Below are 16,966 nucleotides of genomic sequence, written 5' to 3'. Positions count from 1 at the left end.
CATCTTTTTTATTGCGTCTAGCGGAGGATTTTTATGCCAGAAAGTATTGATTATAGTTTTAGTCACTTAGTAACAGGCGTGGCCTTTATTTTGGGTCTTGTTTTTTTATTGACACGAACAAAATTATTCCGTTTTTCCATTTTACTAGAGAAAACAACAATTACTGAAAAAATTCCCCAGATTCTTTTTTTTGGCTTTTTAGGAATTCTCGGGACGTACAGTGGCTTTTATATTCCTGACGGAATTACAAATACCAGAGCGATCGGAGTCATTATTGGCGGACTGATCGGCGGTCCGCTGGTGGGAACCGGTGCCGGTCTTATTGCTGGCATCCATCGGTTGGGACTGGATAGTCTCACCATGTATACTAGCGCCATATCGGCAGTGATCGAAGGACTTCTGGCGGGGCTGTTGGCTTCTACGTTTCGTACTATGCCCATTCGTTGGCCAGCTGCCTTACTCGTGGGATTTTGTTTAGAAACGATTCATATGCTTCTATTGCTTTTGTCACCGCCTTTCGAAAGGTCGGCTGTGTTTGTCATGACAATAGCGCCCTATATGCTCTTTATCAATCCTTTGGGAATTGCCACCTTTATGGCAATGCTTGACAGTATTCGGGCAGAACAAGCTCATATTGAGGGAAACGCTGCTTTTGTCGCCTTAAAAATAGCTGAAGAGACGCTTCATTTTCTTAGGAAAGGCCTAACTGAAACATCAGCAGCTGTTACGGTCCAGACTATTATGAAGCAAGTGAAAAATCTTGATGCTGTAGCGATCCGTTCGCAAGAGGAGTTGTTAGCGTTTGTTGCTAAAAACCCAAGGCAAACGCCGGAGACAGCCTATGGTACCAGTATTTCATCTACTCTAAAAAATCAAGAAAAAGAAATTGGCGAACTCATTTTTTACAAAGAAGTTCCGAATAGCAGTACTCCCTTTGAAACAGAGCTTATAAAGGGCTTAGGACAGCTTATTTCTACGCAAATTGAATTAAGCAATGGGGAGCAACAGGCCGCATTACGAGCGCAAGCGGAAATTAAAGCGCTGCAAGCGCAAATTAATCCTCACTTTTTATTTAATGCCTTAAATACGATTGCTTATTATTGTCGTAAAGAGCCCGAAGAAGCACGCAGTTTATTACTTAGCTTAGGGGAATTTTATCGGAATAATTTGACTCATTTGGACCACTTTGTTGATATTCAAACAGAGCTGCAGCATGTAGAGGCTTATATTAAGATTGAAGCAGCTCGTTTTCAAGGAAAATTGAATGTGTATTGTGACTTACCGACAGATCTTCGACTTTCTGTGCCTCCTTTAATATTGCAACCGATTGTCGAAAATGCCATTCGTCATGGGCTCTATCCAAAACGGAAAGGGGGAACCATTACTTTACGTTATGAAATACATGGCGAACAGCAGTGGGTGATTGTTGAAGATAACGGCGTTGGTATGAGCGGGGAGCTGATTGATGCAAGTCTAAAAAGTGACCCAAATCGAAAAAGTATTGGCCTTTCCAATGTGCACCAGAGGCTGCAGGCAATTTATGGTTTAGATTACGGTGTGATCATTACGAGTGAAATTGGCGAAGGAACAAGAGTTTGTATTCCTTTTCCTTTAAAAGGTGGTATAGAAAATGCAACTAAAAGCGATTATTGTGGACGATGAACTTCCGGCAAGAGAAGAGTTGAAATATATTTTAGGTAAAATTGACGGTATTGAAATTGTGAAAGAATGTGATGATGGCGAAGAAGTAAAACCGATAATCGAAGCAACTTCGCCGGATGTTATTTTTTTGGACATTCAGATGCGTTCCCAAGATGGTCTTGTCACAGCGGGAGAAGTGCTAGACTTGCCAAATCCACCGCAAATTGTCTTTTGCACTGGTTTTAGCGAATTTGCCGTAAAAGCCTTTGAGTTGAATGCGGTTGATTATATTTTAAAGCCCTACTCGCTAGAGCGAGTGGAAGCGACAGTACAAAAACTGAAAAAGTTTAAAAATTTTATGGATAATAAAACAGAAACTGCTGTTTTAAAATCAGGGAATATCTGCGTATGGTCTTCGGATCGTATCGTAGTGCTGCGCCCAGCTAAAATTCTCTTTGCTCGTTCTGATGAAAAACGCCAAACGATGCTGTATACAGAGCAGGGAATCTATTATACAAAGTCGACATTAAAAGAGTTAGCTGAAATTTTGGAGCCGCAGCGCTTTTTTCGCACCCATAAAAGTTATTTAGTCAATCTTGATAAAATAGAAGAGATTATTCCTTGGTTTAATAATACCTATGTACTAGCTCTAGAGGACTGCAAGGAAACAAATATTCCTGTGGCGAGACATTATATTAAACAGTTCAATCAAATTATGGGTATTTTATAATGCATGTTAGTAGTGAAAAATGAACTCTTGCGCATGATTTTTGGTATTTCATGCGTAAAGCGCTTTTATCATAAAATAGTTTTGATATAATTCAGACAAAGCCATGAACTCTTTAATTTTCAGGCTTTATCAGGATTAATATAGAATGGGGGAGTTTTCATTGAAACCACTTGAAAATGTAAAAGTATTAGATTTAACACGTGTACTGGCTGGTCCTTATGCATCGATGATGATGGCTGATTTTGGCGCTGACATTATTAAAATTGAAACGCCGAATACAGGTGATGATTCGCGTGCTTTCGGTCCGTTTGTTGGTAAAGAAAGTGCTTATTTTATGAGCTTGAATCGTGGCAAACGCTCCATGACTTTAAATCTGAAAGAAGAAAAAGCAAAAGAAATTTTTAAAGAAATGGTCAAAAAGGCCGATGTTGTTTTGGAAAACTATCGTCCTGGTACCATGGAAAAATTTGGTCTTGGCTATGATGTTTTAAAAGAAATTAATCCTAAAATTATTTATACAGCTTGTTCCGGTTTTGGTCATACGGGACCTTATAGCAAAAAACCAGCTTATGACGTTATTGTGCAGGGTATGGGCGGTATTATGAGCATTACTGGCCAGGAAAATGGCGAACCTACTCGGGTAGGCGCTTCTGTTGGCGATGTTACTGCCGGTCTTTTTGCTGTGATTGGAACTTTGACGGCTCTTTATCATCGCGCTATTAACGGTGTTGGTCAAAAGGTCGATGTTGCTATGCTCGATTGCCAAGTAGCTATTTTGGAAAACGCCATCGCCCGTTATGTAACATCAGGCATTGCTCCCGGCCCAATCGGCAATCGTCATCCCTCCATTACGCCTTTTGAAGCATTTAAAGCAAAAGACGGCTATGTAATCATTGCTGTTGGCAATGATCGTCTCTGGTCGAAATTCTGCAATTTGATTGGTAAAGTGGAATTAATCGAAGATGAACGCTTTGTATCAAACTCACAGCGTACGAAAAATCAAAAAGCCTTAAAAGCAATTCTTGATACGATATTCCCTGATAAAACAGTTGACGAATGGTTGGCTGTGATTGATGAAGCCGGTATTCCTTGCGGTCCAATCAATACGGTAGATCGCGTATTGAAAGATCCACAAATTGCGGCTCGTGAAATGATCGTAGAAGTAGAACATCCTATTGCTGGTAGTCTGAAAATGCCAGGCCTTCCGATTAAATTGTCAGAAACTCCTGGTTCAGTAGAAATTCCGGCACCACTATTGGGACAGCATACCGAAGAAATTTTAGCTGAATGGCTGAACTTGTCAGCAAAAGAAGTAGCAGCTCTCAAGGAACAGGGCGTTCTCTAATCAGTAAAGTCTATTCGAAAACAAGGAGTTGATTCTCTTGATGCAACAGGAGGATTTTTGGAAACAACGATGGTCAGCACTGTTCTGGGCGACCCTACTAGGCTTTGTTTTATCTTGTAACTATACAAATCATGGACCACTTATTCCAACCTTAGTGCAGCTTCTCGGTATTACCTTAGGGGCGGCCGGACTGTTTACCACTGCGGTGTTTTTTACTCATTCATTGTTGCAAATGCCTGGTGGCGCCATGTCCGATAAGTTCGGCGCAAAACGGGTAGGAACCTTTGGTCTTGTTGTAATTGCGATTGGCAATATCTTAACAGGTATGGCTAGCAGTTATGAACAGATTCTTTTATTTAAATTTATTACTGGCATTGGTACTGGTTCCGCGATTCAAGCTGGTCTGCGTTATGTTCCAACCTTTTTTGCCGGTAAGGAAATTGCTTTAGCGCAAGGTGTGTATGGCGGTTCGATTTTACTTGGAGCAGGTTTTGTCATTTATGTCATTCCGAGACTCTTAGGACTGCTTGCTTGGCAGGGCATTTTCTTTTTAACAGGTACTATGGCTGCTATTCTTGCTGTTTTATGGGTTCTCTTGGCTCCAGGGACACCAATTACAATACAACCGAAGAAAATTAACTGGGGCGAGTTACTTGGCAACCGCAATGTATGGCTGTTAGCGCTGACTCAGGTTGGTTCTTTCGGAACGGTTACTTCTTGCAGTGTCTGGATTAACATGGTATTGCAGAAGAATATTCATCTGGATCCCAAAACCGCCGGAATGATTGGCGCGCTTGTATTACTAATTGGGATTTTAGGCCGTCCTGTTGGCGGATTGATTTTAGATCGTAAATGGCTTACAGCGAAACAACTGTTATGCCTATCCCATGTAGGACTTGCTGTTGGCTTTATTTGGGTCGGCATGGTTGATAGTATTACCGTCGCTGTATTGGCGATACTGCTAACTGGTATTATGGCTGCTCTTCCATTTGGACCTATTTTTGCGCAAGCCGCTGGTTCTTTCCCGACAAATCCTGGCGTATCAATGGGCTTTGTAAATACCTGGGGCGCTGCTGCTGTTATGATTTTGCCGCCGGTTATGGGATCGCTTGTTGACAGCTCTGGAACGTTTCTTTCCGCTTTCTACCTGTTAGGCGGTGTTGCTGCTCTAGCTAGTATTGGAGCATTAGGGTTAGTAAGCATTGCTAAAAAATAATTAACTCCTATGAAAATATCATTTTAAAATATCATTGAGAAAACAATCTTGCCATTACGGTAAGATTGTTTTTTTATGCCAATCCTTTCATTTAAGAAGCTTGACTTGATAGAGTATAATAAATAAAAATAACATCTTTCTATTTATTAATAAAAAGTCTCTTTAGAGTGGAGTGATTACGCTTGCTGCAGTCTTATCGCGTACTTATTATGCTGGTCATCTGTAATTTTCTTTGGGCCGGTAATTTTGTTTTTGGCAAAGTGGTTATAGCTGATTTATCACCGTTATGGATTACCTTTCTTCGCTGGCTTTTGGCGTTATTGTTTTTATTTCCTTTAGCCGGGTATTTGGAACAGCCTAATTGGCGAAAAGCCTTAAGGCAATGGCCGTTGCTCGTAGCTATGGGATTGTTCGGTGTTATCTTTTATAATTTGATTCTTTATTCCGCTTTATCTTATACGACGCCGACAAATGCATCCCTGGTAGCGTCGTTAAATCCTGCTGTACTAGTAGCTGCTTCGATTGTTTTATATCGGGAACGTTTTTCATTATGGCAGTTTTTGGGGTTTGTTTTATCATTATGTGGTGTAGTTAGCGTGCTCTTGAATGGTCAATGGGAGCGATTACTCTCACTTACGTTCAACCAAGGTGATTTGCTCATGTTTGGAGCCGTTCTTGTTTGGACTGCTTATTCTTTTTTGGCAAAATACTTGCAAAGTGGGCCTATAACGGCAACGGCTCTATCGACAACTTTCGCTGTTGCACTTATGGCTCCTTTGGCATTAAGCGATTTTCCCCAATGGCAGCAACTTCAGCCAGTGACTTTCTTTGGCATTGGGTATATGGTACTGTTTCCCTCTGTATGCTCTTTCGTGTTTTGGAATCAGGCCGTGCTAGCAATTGGTGCAAGTCGGGCAGGTATCTTTTTAAATTTAATACCTGTCTTTACGGCACTGATTGGTTTTTCCCTTGGCGAAAGCTTGTCTGTATGGCAAGGGCTTGGTGGTTTACTTGTGTTCAGCGGTGTTTATTTGACTACTGGGCGTTTTCCCAGAACAAGGAAAGCGCAAAGCAAGTTAAAAGTTTGCCGCAGTTCTGACGTATGATCATTCTTCGCAACTTGTTTTGTCGGCAGAGCTTGATATATAATAAGGTGATAGTTTAGTTTTTTAGTATAAAACAAAGGAAATTGAGGGATAAACATGGATCAACAGACCGGGACAAAATATAGTCTCATTTATACATATGGCTGTCAGATGAATCAAGCGGATTCGGAAAAATTAGAAGGACAGCTGCGCCAAGCTGGCTATGAAGCAACGGATTCGCAGGAGCAGGCTGATTTAATTTTGATAAATACTTGTTGTGTTAGAGAAAGCGCCGAAAAGAAAATCTACGGAAAAATCGGGGAGTTTAAACGCCTTAAGGCGTTAAATCCTAATTTGATTCTAGCAATTGCTGGCTGCATGGCCCAAAAGGATCGAGAAAAACTGTTAAAAAAAGCGCCTCATGTTGATCTTGTCTTAGGAACAAATAGCGCTGACCAGCTTGTTGCAGCGATCGAAAAAATCGAAACAACCAGAGAAAAAATTGTAGCCGTTTGGGAGCAATCGCCAGCCTTTGGGGAAGAAGGGCCAGCGGTACGTCATGGCCAGCTAAACGCCTGGGTACCTATTATGTACGGTTGCAATAATTTTTGCACCTATTGTATTGTCCCTTATGTGCGTGGACGGGAACGTAGTCGCCGACCGGAAGATATTCTAGCTGAAATTGCCGATTTGGGTCGTGATGGCTTTAAAGAGATTATGCTGCTGGGGCAAAACGTAAATTCCTATGGAAAAGATGCTGATTTTGGCTTTGACTTTGCGGATCTGCTTACCGCGGTGGATCAGGCCGGCTCTGTTCCAAGAGTTCGTTATATGACATCACATCCTCGCGACATGAATGAAAAGGTTATTGAAGCGATTGCATCAGGCAAAACTCTTTGCGAGCATTTTCATTTGCCCATTCAGTCTGGCAGCAATGAAATTATGCGTCGCATGAATCGAGGGTATACGCGCGACACCTATCGCAAGATTGTAGAAACAATTCGCCATAAGATTCCTCACGCGAGTCTTACGACCGATTTAATTGTAGGTTTTCCTGGCGAAACGGAAGAACTGTTTTTAGAAACCTTAGAATTTATTAAAGAAATTCAATTTGATGCGGCTTATACATTCTTGTACTCGAAACGTTCGGGAACGCCAGCAGCTACCTTTGATGAACAAGTGACATTAGATGTAAAAAAAGATAGACTAAACCGCCTGATGGAAGTACAAAATGAGGTCAGTCTCACTTTGAATCGAAAGCTAGCAGGCGAAGTCGTCGAAGTACTTGTGGAAGGTCCTAGTAAAAATGATCCAACTGTGTATACAGGACGTACGAGAACGAATAAAATTGTTCTTTGGGATAAGGGCGCTACGGAACAAGCTGGCGATTTTATTTCCGTAAAAATTGATAAAGCGCAAACTTGGGTACTTAAAGGAACCCGCATTGATTCTCTAAGTAAGTAGAGGAGACACATTATGGCTTATACACCAATGCTTGAACAATATCTTGCCGTCAAGGAGCAACATAAGGAAGAGATTCTTTTTTTTCGCCTTGGCGATTTTTATGAAATGTTTTTTGATGATGCGAAAGTGGCTTCGAGAGAACTGGAAATTACCCTTACAGGCCGCGATGGCGGAGGCGGTAATCGCATTCCCATGTGCGGCGTTCCTTACCATGCTGCGGATAATTATATTGCTAAATTAATTGCCAAGGGATATAAAGTTGCTATTTGCGAGCAAGTGGAGGATCCCAAAGCAGCGAAAGGCATTGTTCGTCGGGAAGTTACTAAAATTATTACAGCAGGTACATTGACGCAGGAAAGTTTGCTGAGTGATTTAAATAATAACTATTTGGCTGTACTTTACGAAAAAGACTTGACACTCGCCTTAGCCGCTGCTGATATATCAACAGGGGAGTGTTTCTGGGCGGCCTTCAATAGTGATGATCGTTATTCTGCCTGTTTTGACTTTCTCTATCGTCTAATGCCTTCAGAAGTTATTTTCGCCAGTTCTTTGTTAGAAGAGAAGCAAGTACGAGCTTTTATGCAAGATCGTCTGACAGGTTGCACGGCATCGTCCTTTCAAGCTGCTGATACGACAGGCTGTCCTTTTGTTACGCAGCATTTTACCGTAGAAGAACACCCGGCTGATCGAACGGCACTCGAGGCGGTAGAATATTTACTAGCTTATTTGCATCACACGCTGAAAAATGATTGTTCTCATGTAAATCGTCTGACACAATATGAATTATCGGCTCATTTAATTCTTGACGCCTCGACGTTACGCAATCTAGAAATTACGCGCAATATGAAAGAAGGCGGAAAAAAAGGCACGTTGCTTTCCGTCCTTGATTTCACGCAGACGGCTATGGGCGGGCGTCTATTAAAACGTTGGCTCGAATATCCCCTGGTGCAACGAGAAAAAATTATGGAACGGCAAGATGCGGTAGCCGAATTTATCGAAGAAGCGGCTTTACGGCTAGAACTGCGTGAAGCGTTGCAAAATATTTACGATTTTGAAAGAATTTTGACACGGATTGAGGTTGGCACAGCCAATGCGAGGGACTTAAAGGCCCTTGGCGCCTCGTTGGCGGCATTGCCTGACTTGAAAAATTTATTGGCTCGTACGAGGTCGTCGCTGCTTATTCAAATTTATGAACAGCTGGATCTGCACGAATCACTGGCGGCGCTGCTGGCAGCGGCTATTGTCGATGAGCCGCCGTTTTCCGTACGGGAAGGCGCGATGATACGAAGCGGCTATCATGAAGAACTTGATGCGTTGCGTCTTTTGGCAAAAGATAATCGTCAGTGGATTCAAGATGTTGAAACAAGAGAAAAAGAAGTCACTGGAATCAAAACTTTAAAAATTGGCTATAATAAAGTTTTTGGTTACTATATTGAAGTAAGCCGCGCCCAGTCGGCACTTGTACCACCTACGTATATGCGCAAGCAGACTTTGGCAAATGCCGAGCGCTATATTACACCTGAGCTGAAGGAATACGAATCAAAAGTTCTTGGCGCGCAAGAAAAGATTGTGCAGATTGAGTATGAGCTTTTTTGCGAAATCCGTGAACAAATTAAAGCGTATATTCCGGCTATGCAGCTTTCAGCCAGACTGATTGCCGCCTGTGATACCCTGGCTAGCTTTGCTGAAGCGGCGCACCGTTATCAATATATAAGACCAGCTTTATCGAAAGAAAAGCAAATTGTCATTCAAGATGGACGACATCCTGTTGTTGAACGGTTATTGCGCGGGGAAATGTTTGTTCCTAATGATACTAAGCTGAACCACCGTGATCATGAAATGATTATCTTAACAGGGCCCAATATGGCTGGGAAATCAACTTATATGCGGCAAGTAGCGTTGCTTACTCTTATGGCTCAAGCGGGTAGTTTTATACCGGCGGCATCGGCGCAAATTTATCCTGTTGACCGTATTTTCACTCGTGTCGGTGCGAGTGATGATTTAGCTACAGGCCAAAGTACTTTTATGGTTGAAATGAGTGAAGTGGCTCATATTTTAAGCCATGCTACGAAGAACAGTTTAGTGATTCTTGATGAAATTGGTCGGGGGACAAGCACTTATGATGGTATGAGTATTGCTCGTTCCGTGATTGAATTCATGGAAGAAAAGATCCAAGCCTTTACGCTATTTGCTACGCATTATCATGAACTGACTAGACTAGCGGAAGCGTCGCCGCGACTAAAGAATTATTCCATTGCTGTAAAAGAGCGGGGAAAAGATGTTATTTTTCTACGGCGCATTATTGCTGGCGGCGCTGATAAGAGTTATGGAATTCATGTAGCTCAGCTAGCCGGACTGCCTAAAAAACTGATTGCACGTGCTGAGGAGATTTTAAATGATATTGAACAGTGCCGACCTGAAATGGCTTTTGTCGCCGAAGAACCGCCAAAGAAAATAAAAGAGGCAGCGGCGCCTGTCTTAGATCTTTTTTCGCAAGCCGTGATAGAAGAGCTTTTGGCTGTTGATGTCATGTCCCTTACGCCGATCGAAGCCTTAAACCGCTTATATCAGCTACAGAATCAGGCCAAGGAGGAGGTGGGGCGCTAAATGCAGGAAGAAACGGTTGTACGAATTCTCGATGAAAATACAGCCAATAAAATTGCGGCAGGAGAAGTGGTGGAACGACCGGCTTCGATTGTCAAAGAGTTGATCGAAAACTCCCTTGACGCCCAAAGTACTATCATTGAAGTAGAAATTAAAGCAGGCGGCACGGAATTCATCCGTATTACCGACAACGGGCGCGGGATGAGCCAAGAAAACGCCCGTCTCGCTATTTTGCGTCATGCTACAAGTAAAATTCGTTCTGCTGATGATCTATCGCAGCTTACATCACTCGGTTTTCGCGGCGAAGCTTTACCGAGTATTGCCGCGGTTTCTAATTTTACGCTGCTCACCAGACGACCTGGCGATGAACTCGGCACAAAAGTTGAGATTTCCGGTGGACAGCTGCTTGACGTCATCGAAGCGGGAACCTCTGTCGGCACCTCAGTCATAATAAAAGATTTATTTTTTAACACGCCGGCCAGACGTAAATTTTTAAAGACCGTAGCAACAGAAAGCTCGCAGATTCATGATATTGTCGGCAAACTTGCATTGTCCCATCCGCAGGTGTCGTTTAAGCTGATTAATCAACAGCGACTTGTTTTATCAACGCCGGGAACAGGCAAACTGTCTGATGCGGCGGCGAGTCTTTATGGTCATAAGATTGTTCCTGATATTTTGACAGTGGATTTTGCTTATGAAGGGATTGAAATTACCGGGATTGTAGCGAAACCAAATCTCATCAAAGGAACGCGGTCGTGGCAAACCTTCATTGTTAATGAGCGAGTCATTCAAAATCGGATGATGGCTAAAGCACTTGACAATGCCTATCACTCACTTTTGCCAAAATCAGGCTATCCGCTAGCTGTTTTATCTTTGAAAATTTCACCAGAAACAGTGGATGTTAATGTACATCCGCAAAAAGCGGAAATTAAATTTAGCAATGATCAGTTGATTTATCAGGCATTATATCGTGCCGTAAAATCAGTTTTATTGAATCCAGGCTCGCTCATAGCGTCCGCAGCCAGTGTGCCAGAAATGTCACAGCACAGCACGGAAAAAATCCAACAAATTTCCTTTGAAAATATTGCTGCTATTCCTCACAGGAGTGAAGTTCGCGAAAGCTTTGGCGAGAATTGGCAGCCCTATCATGATGCCCCCGCTGCTGTTTCCTTTGACGAAGCGCGGCAGGCGCTGCAAGAGCAGGATTTCTTTTCGCAGGAAACAGCGGCTATCGGAGTAGTTGCTAGGGAGGCAGAACGTGCTTCACAGACGGCAGCGGTTGCTGATTCGCTCCCGGCGGCTGAAGGCAGTGATTTTTCCGGTGAACTCTATCCACTGGGACAAGTAGATAACTGCTATATTATTGCCCAAGGCAATGATGGACTGTATATTATTGATCAGCATGCAGCGCATGAACGCATTCTTTATGATAAAATGAGCAGTGCTGCCGATCGGATTCCTAGTCAACAACTGCTTGTGCCGCAATTATTGGATGTGCAGGAAGTAGAAGCCGACTTGATTCTTGATTATCAAGGACTTTTTTATGAACTTGGATTTTCCCTGGAAGCGGCGGGCCCTGCCACAATTCGTCTCTTAGAAGTTCCGGCTGATATTCATTCGGCTTATGCCGAGGCTTATATTCGCGATATTTTGCAGCTGTTAGAAAGTGATACAAGGCCCACACCGCAAGCATTGCGTCATTCCTGCTTGCAGCTTGCCGCTTGTCATGGCGCCATTCGGGCTGGCGAACGACTCAATATGCGCCAAATGCAGGCTCTCATCGGCTCGCTTGTACAGACACAGCTGCCTTATGCCTGTCCTCACGGGCGTCCCGCTATGATTCGTTTTACCCCACAGGATCTAAGTCGTTTTTTCAAACGAACCTAAAGATACCCCGGTAATAGATAAATAGGTGGTTAGATGGTAACAGATATTTTCATTACAACAGGCCAGCGGCCGAATAATGATGTAGTTGATATGGCTGAATCGCTTGCGAAAGAGTGGAAAATTCCTTTTGTGCGGCGCGAAAAAGAGTCAATCGAACAAATGTTCTTGAAAGCGCCGGCTATACTTGTTTGCACTAAAGAAGGACCTGTGCTGCATACTCCGGCAGGTGCTCATTCTTTTCATTTGAATTTAGCGTATTTACGTATAAAAAACCTAAAAAAAGGAAATCATGACCATATGATAACAGCGATGAATCTGCGGTCGGGGCTTCGTTTGCTTGATTGTACGCTGGGATTGGCCACTGATGCGATTGTAGCGAGCTTTGCCCTTGGCGCAGTTGGTCAGGTAGTAGGCTTAGAAAGCGAAAAGGCTTTAGCTGCTGTAACAACATACGGACTTAAGCATTTTACAGCTGATGAACAGGATGTTACGCAGGCACTGCGCCAGATCACTGTTCAGGCTGCTTCTTACGAAACTTTTCTTAAAAGTCAGCCTGATAACTCTTTTGATGTAGTTTACTTTGATCCCATGTTTCGCCATCCGGTCACGAAAAGTTCTCAATTTAAACCACTACGTACTTTGGCGAATCCTTCGCCTTTATCAATAGCGGCCTTAGCTGAAGCTAAGCGTGTGGCGAAAGAACGTGTTGTTTTAAAGGAAACGCGAGGCAGCAAGGAATTTAGTCGACTGGGATTTACTGATTTTGTCGGCGGCCGCTATAGTCGCATTCAGTATGGTTTGTGGCAAAAGGCGGTGACATAAGTGAAACGGCTTATTGTGATTTTAGGCCCTACGGCTGTAGGTAAAACCAAGCTTAGTATTGAGCTGGCACAACGACTTAATACCGAAATTATTTCTGGCGACTCCATGTTGATTTATCGTGGTTTTGATATTGGTACGGCGAAGCCGACAGAGTCGGAAAAAGCGGGAATTCCCCATCATTTAATCGACATATTAGCGCCTGCTGACGAATATACTGTAGTAGACTTTCAAAAACAGGCAGCACTTTATATTGAAACACTCAATCATAACGGAAAAATTCCCATTTTAGCAGGCGGCACAGGGCTTTATGTTAAGGCTCTCCTGGAAAATTATCAGTTTCATGAGGCGCCAAGTGATGAAGCGTATCGCGCATACTTAACGGATTTAGCGGCTGAACAAGGAAATGAACATGTTCTCTCCCTGCTGGCTGCAGTGAATCCTCAGCTTGCTAGTCGGTATCATCCAAATGATTTACGACGGATTATTCGTCAGCTTGAAATTCATCATTTACAGGAGCAGGGAATTACTACGCCAGAGAAACATGAACCAACAGAATTGAGTCTTTGCTATGATGCGATAGTCATTGGACTGCAGATGGAGCGATCACTCTTATATGCACGGATTAATGAGCGGGTTACTGCAATGCTCGAAGCCGGTTGGGTAGAAGAAGTACGCCAACTTTTGCAGCAAGGTCTGCCACGGGAGTGCCAAGCGCTCCAGGCGATTGGCTATAAAGAAGTTATTGCTTATCTTGATGGAGCTTTGTCTTATGAGGAAATGGTGCGGCAGATTCAACAGACCACGCGCCATTTTGCCAAGCGTCAGCTTACTTGGTATCGGAAGATGCCTTACATTGAGTGGTTTGATCCAACTAAGCAGACAACGGAGCATTTAGTGGAAAAGATTTCCCAACGTATTGCACAAAAGTTTAATCTAAAGTAGAATAATAAGGTAAATACATTTCGGAGGGGTTGCGTCATGACAACAAAAGTAATCAATTTACAGGACAGCTTTCTAAATCAAGTACGCAAAGAAAACGTTCCTGTCATTATTTATCTTGTAAATGGCTTTCAACTGCGCGGGTCAGTCAGAGGTTTTGATAACTTTACCGTAATTATCGAAAACGAAGGCAAACAGCAGTTGGTCTATAAGCATGCGATCTCTACGATCACACCCTTCCGACCGATTACTTCCCTGCACAAAGACGAAACGAAAGAAGCCTTTAAAGCCGAAAGACAGCCGCAGCAATAAGTGTTTTCGTTTATTATAAGGCAAGCCTCAGACCGCCGTGGACTGGGGCTTTTGCTGTTTTTTACTAGTGTCATCAATTTGTCATATTTTTCGCCTATAATAATACACAAGAAATTATGATGACATATTATCAGTAAAGGAGTAGGTAGCATGAAACCATGGATGAAACGTTGCGTTATTCCTGTTTTAGGAATTTGTCTCGGCGGGTCTATTGTCTTAAACTATGTACAGGCAGCGCCGACAATGAACAATCTAACAAATGTTCCTGCTGTCAGTCAAACCCCTTCTGACGCTCGTAATACTTATGTGGTGCAGGCTGTAAAATCAGTAGGGCCTGCCGTCGTTGGCATTACGAATAAAGCCTATATGCGGGATAATTTTGATCAAAAAGTTCTTGTGGAGCAGGGGGTTGGTTCTGGCGTTATTTTTGATTCTAGCGGCTATATTGTGACAAATTACCATGTTGTCGAAGGAGCCCAAGATATTACAGTTTCCCTAACAGATGGACGTACGCTTCCCGGCAAGGTGCTTGGTTCTGATCCGGCTACAGATTTAGCTTTAGTAAAAGTAGATGCGGCGAATCTGCCTGCTGTCACCTTTGGTAATTCTGATGCCATTCAGGTAGGCGAACCGGCGATTGCCATCGGCAATCCACTCGGTCTTGAATTTCGTGGCAGTGTTACTGTCGGTGTAATCAGCGCTTTGAATCGTACCATTGAAGTGGGAGACCGTAAATTTAAATTGATTCAAACCGATGCGGCAATTAATCCCGGAAACTCTGGCGGCGCTCTTGTGAATGCCGATGGTGAAGTCATCGGCATCAATAGTGCAAAAATATCAGCAAATGGCGTAGAAGGGATGGGTTTCTCCATTCCGATCAATTCGGTACGACCCATTCTGGAGTCTCTTGTTGATAAAGGCAAAGTATCAAGAGCCTATCTTGGCATTGGTATTGTGGATCAAAATTCCGCAGCGCGCTATGGGTTGTCCGTAGAGCTTGATCATGGCGTATATGTGGCTCGGCTTGAAAAAAATGGCCCTGCTGCCCAAGGCGGCATGCAAGAGGGCGATCTCATTACCAAAATTAATGGAACAGAAGTCAATTCAGTAGCTGACTTAAGAACAGCCCTTGATGCAGTTCCCGTCGGCAGTGAAGTGACGCTCACCGTAGAGCGAAATGGACGCCAGCGGACTATGAAAATAACGGTTCAGGAAATGCCTGGTTAAGAGAGGAGTATTTTATGCCACAACTTTTATTTCGCTGTATCGAAATAGATGAATTAAAAAAGATTAGCCGTCCGCTTGTGGACGAGTTAACGTCAATTATTGGTTGCCCTCGCGACTATTTTACCTTGGATTATTGTCATACAACACGGATTGTCGATGGGGAAATTGCCAAAGGGAATCCCCTAGTGCAGGTGAATTGGTTTGCTAGAGGGCAAGAGATTCAGGATTTGGCAGCTCAGGCGATTGATAAACACCTTCGACAAGCTGGCTATGACCAAATTGAGGTTTATTTTGTCGAGCTTTCAGAAGTAAATTATTATGAGCAGGGAAATCATTATTAAAGCGAACCCGGAAGCTGCTGAAGCGCTTCCGGGTTTCCTTACTGAGTTGACATTTTTCGCCTATTCCGCTATATTAAAAATAATGTGTTGATTCTGGATAAAGGTGAGGTTCTTAAATTATGTCTGTACTTGATATACTAAAAGAGCGGGGTTATGTGCAACAACTAACCCACGAAGAAGAAATTACAAAACTGTTAGCAGAAGAAAAAATTACTTTTTATATTGGTTTTGACCCCACAGCAGATAGTTTGCATGTGGGACATTTTCTCGGAATGATGGTTATGGCTCATATGCAGCAGCATGGTCATCGTCCGGTCTGCCTAATTGGCGGCGGTACGGCTATGGTTGGCGACCCGTCTGGTAAAACTGATATGCGAAAAATGATGACTAAGGAAACCATTCGTCATAATGGGGAACAATTTAAAAAGCAAATGGCCCGTTTTATTGATTTTAGCGATGGTAAAGCTTTAATGATGAACAATGCCGACTGGCTCTTAGAACTCAATTATGTCGAAATGCTGCGCGATATTGGCGCTCATTTCTCTGTAAACCGCATGCTGACAGCTGAGTGTTTTAAGCAACGTTTAGAAAAAGGTCTTTCCTTTCTTGAATTTAATTATATGTTGATGCAAGCCTATGACTTTTTGGAACTGAATCATCGTTGCAACTGCGTAATGCAAATGGGCGGCGATGACCAATGGTCTAATATTTTAGCAGGCGCTGATCTGATCCGTCGAAAAGAAAGCAAGCCTGCCTATGGCTTAACTTTTACCCTTTTAACCAAGAGCGATGGCAAAAAAATGGGTAAAACTGAAAACGGCGCACTCTGGCTTGATCCGGAAAAAACATCGCCTTATGATTTTTACCAGTACTGGCGTAATGTAGATGATGCCGATGTAGAAAAATGCCTGTCGCTACTCACGTTCTTACCGATGGATGAAGTAAGACGTCTTGGCGCTTTGCGCGATAAGGAAATCAATGTGGCCAAAAAGGCACTTGCTTTTGAAGTAACAAAGCTTGTTCATGGCGAAGCTGAGGCCGAGAAAGCCCAACAGGCGGCAGAAGCTCTTTTCGGTGGCCAAGGGGCGCTTGATAATGCGCCGACTGTGACGATTACTGCCGCTTTACTTGGTACGAAGCTGCTTGATATTTTGGCAAGCACAGGTATTGTAGCAACAAAAGGGGAAGGACGCCGGCTGATGCAGCAAGGTGGACTCTACGTAGGGGATCAAAAGGTAACCGATCTTGATTTTGTGCTCACAGCGGATCTGTTGACAGAACAGAGTGTATTGATTCGCAAAGGGAAAAAATCCTATCACCGTATTGTGATCGAAGGTTAACAAAAAAAGTAAA

14 protein-coding genes are annotated in these 16,966 nt (G+C 43.1%); all 14 read left to right on the top strand.

What is annotated here, in order from left to right:
• The first annotated feature begins 33 nt into the window (after window positions 1-33).
• The 14 genes from AC0MXB_RS05565 (at window position 34) to tyrS (ending at window position 16,953) form a co-directional block, all read left to right on the top strand.
• Entirely contained in the window at window positions 34-1,662 is a 1,629-nt protein-coding gene (locus tag AC0MXB_RS05565) for a LytS/YhcK type 5TM receptor domain-containing protein (RefSeq protein ID WP_474038616.1), read from the top strand.
• Window positions 1,631-2,371, top strand: coding sequence for a LytR/AlgR family response regulator transcription factor (locus AC0MXB_RS05560; RefSeq protein WP_474038615.1), 741 nt, complete (start codon window positions 1,631-1,633; stop codon window positions 2,369-2,371). The genes AC0MXB_RS05565 and AC0MXB_RS05560 overlap by 32 nt, the downstream gene beginning before the upstream one ends.
• A gap of 160 nt (window positions 2,372-2,531) precedes the next feature.
• The gene (locus tag AC0MXB_RS05555; RefSeq protein WP_474038614.1) at window positions 2,532-3,716 is read left to right on the top strand and encodes a CaiB/BaiF CoA transferase family protein; all 1,185 of its coding nucleotides are present in this window, start codon (window positions 2,532-2,534) and stop codon (window positions 3,714-3,716) included.
• A gap of 40 nt (window positions 3,717-3,756) precedes the next feature.
• The gene (locus AC0MXB_RS05550) at window positions 3,757-4,932 is read left to right on the top strand and encodes an MFS transporter (RefSeq protein WP_474038747.1); all 1,176 of its coding nucleotides are present in this window, start codon (window positions 3,757-3,759) and stop codon (window positions 4,930-4,932) included.
• Window positions 4,933-5,114: 182 nt separating this feature from the next.
• Window positions 5,115-6,038, top strand: coding sequence for a DMT family transporter (locus tag AC0MXB_RS05545; protein ID WP_474038613.1), 924 nt, complete (start codon window positions 5,115-5,117; stop codon window positions 6,036-6,038).
• Between the two features lie 96 nt (window positions 6,039-6,134).
• Complete coding sequence (gene miaB / locus AC0MXB_RS05540) at window positions 6,135-7,481, top strand: tRNA (N6-isopentenyl adenosine(37)-C2)-methylthiotransferase MiaB (RefSeq protein WP_474038612.1); 1,347 nt, start codon at window positions 6,135-6,137, stop codon at window positions 7,479-7,481.
• Window positions 7,482-7,493: 12 nt separating this feature from the next.
• Window positions 7,494-10,088 carry a DNA mismatch repair protein MutS gene (mutS, locus tag AC0MXB_RS05535; protein ID WP_474038611.1) on the top strand — a complete coding sequence of 865 codons (2,595 nt, stop codon included), beginning with the start codon at window positions 7,494-7,496 and terminating at the stop codon, window positions 10,086-10,088.
• Entirely contained in the window at window positions 10,089-11,972 is a 1,884-nt protein-coding gene (mutL, locus tag AC0MXB_RS05530; protein WP_474038610.1) for a DNA mismatch repair endonuclease MutL, read from the top strand.
• Window positions 11,973-12,005: 33 nt separating this feature from the next.
• Complete coding sequence (locus AC0MXB_RS05525) at window positions 12,006-12,794, top strand: class I SAM-dependent methyltransferase (protein WP_474038609.1); 789 nt, start codon at window positions 12,006-12,008, stop codon at window positions 12,792-12,794.
• Window positions 12,795-13,736 carry a tRNA (adenosine(37)-N6)-dimethylallyltransferase MiaA gene (gene miaA, locus AC0MXB_RS05520; protein ID WP_474038608.1) on the top strand — a complete coding sequence of 314 codons (942 nt, stop codon included), beginning with the start codon at window positions 12,795-12,797 and terminating at the stop codon, window positions 13,734-13,736.
• Window positions 13,737-13,772: 36 nt separating this feature from the next.
• A complete protein-coding gene (gene hfq, locus AC0MXB_RS05515; RefSeq protein WP_474038607.1) occupies window positions 13,773-14,045 on the top strand; it encodes an RNA chaperone Hfq in 273 nt (90 codons plus the stop codon).
• Window positions 14,046-14,195: 150 nt separating this feature from the next.
• Entirely contained in the window at window positions 14,196-15,272 is a 1,077-nt protein-coding gene (locus AC0MXB_RS05510) for a S1C family serine protease (protein WP_474038606.1), read from the top strand.
• A gap of 14 nt (window positions 15,273-15,286) precedes the next feature.
• Window positions 15,287-15,613 (top strand): DUF1904 family protein, encoded by a 327-nt coding sequence (locus AC0MXB_RS05505; protein ID WP_474038605.1) that lies wholly within the window; start codon window positions 15,287-15,289, stop codon window positions 15,611-15,613.
• 119 nt (window positions 15,614-15,732) lie between these two features.
• Window positions 15,733-16,953 carry a tyrosine--tRNA ligase gene (gene tyrS / locus AC0MXB_RS05500; protein ID WP_474038604.1) on the top strand — a complete coding sequence of 407 codons (1,221 nt, stop codon included), beginning with the start codon at window positions 15,733-15,735 and terminating at the stop codon, window positions 16,951-16,953.
• Window positions 16,954-16,966 lie beyond the last annotated feature (13 nt).

The organism is Pelorhabdus sp. sgz311001 (assembly GCF_055901755.1).
This window is presented reverse-complemented; position numbering and strand designations above follow the sequence as displayed.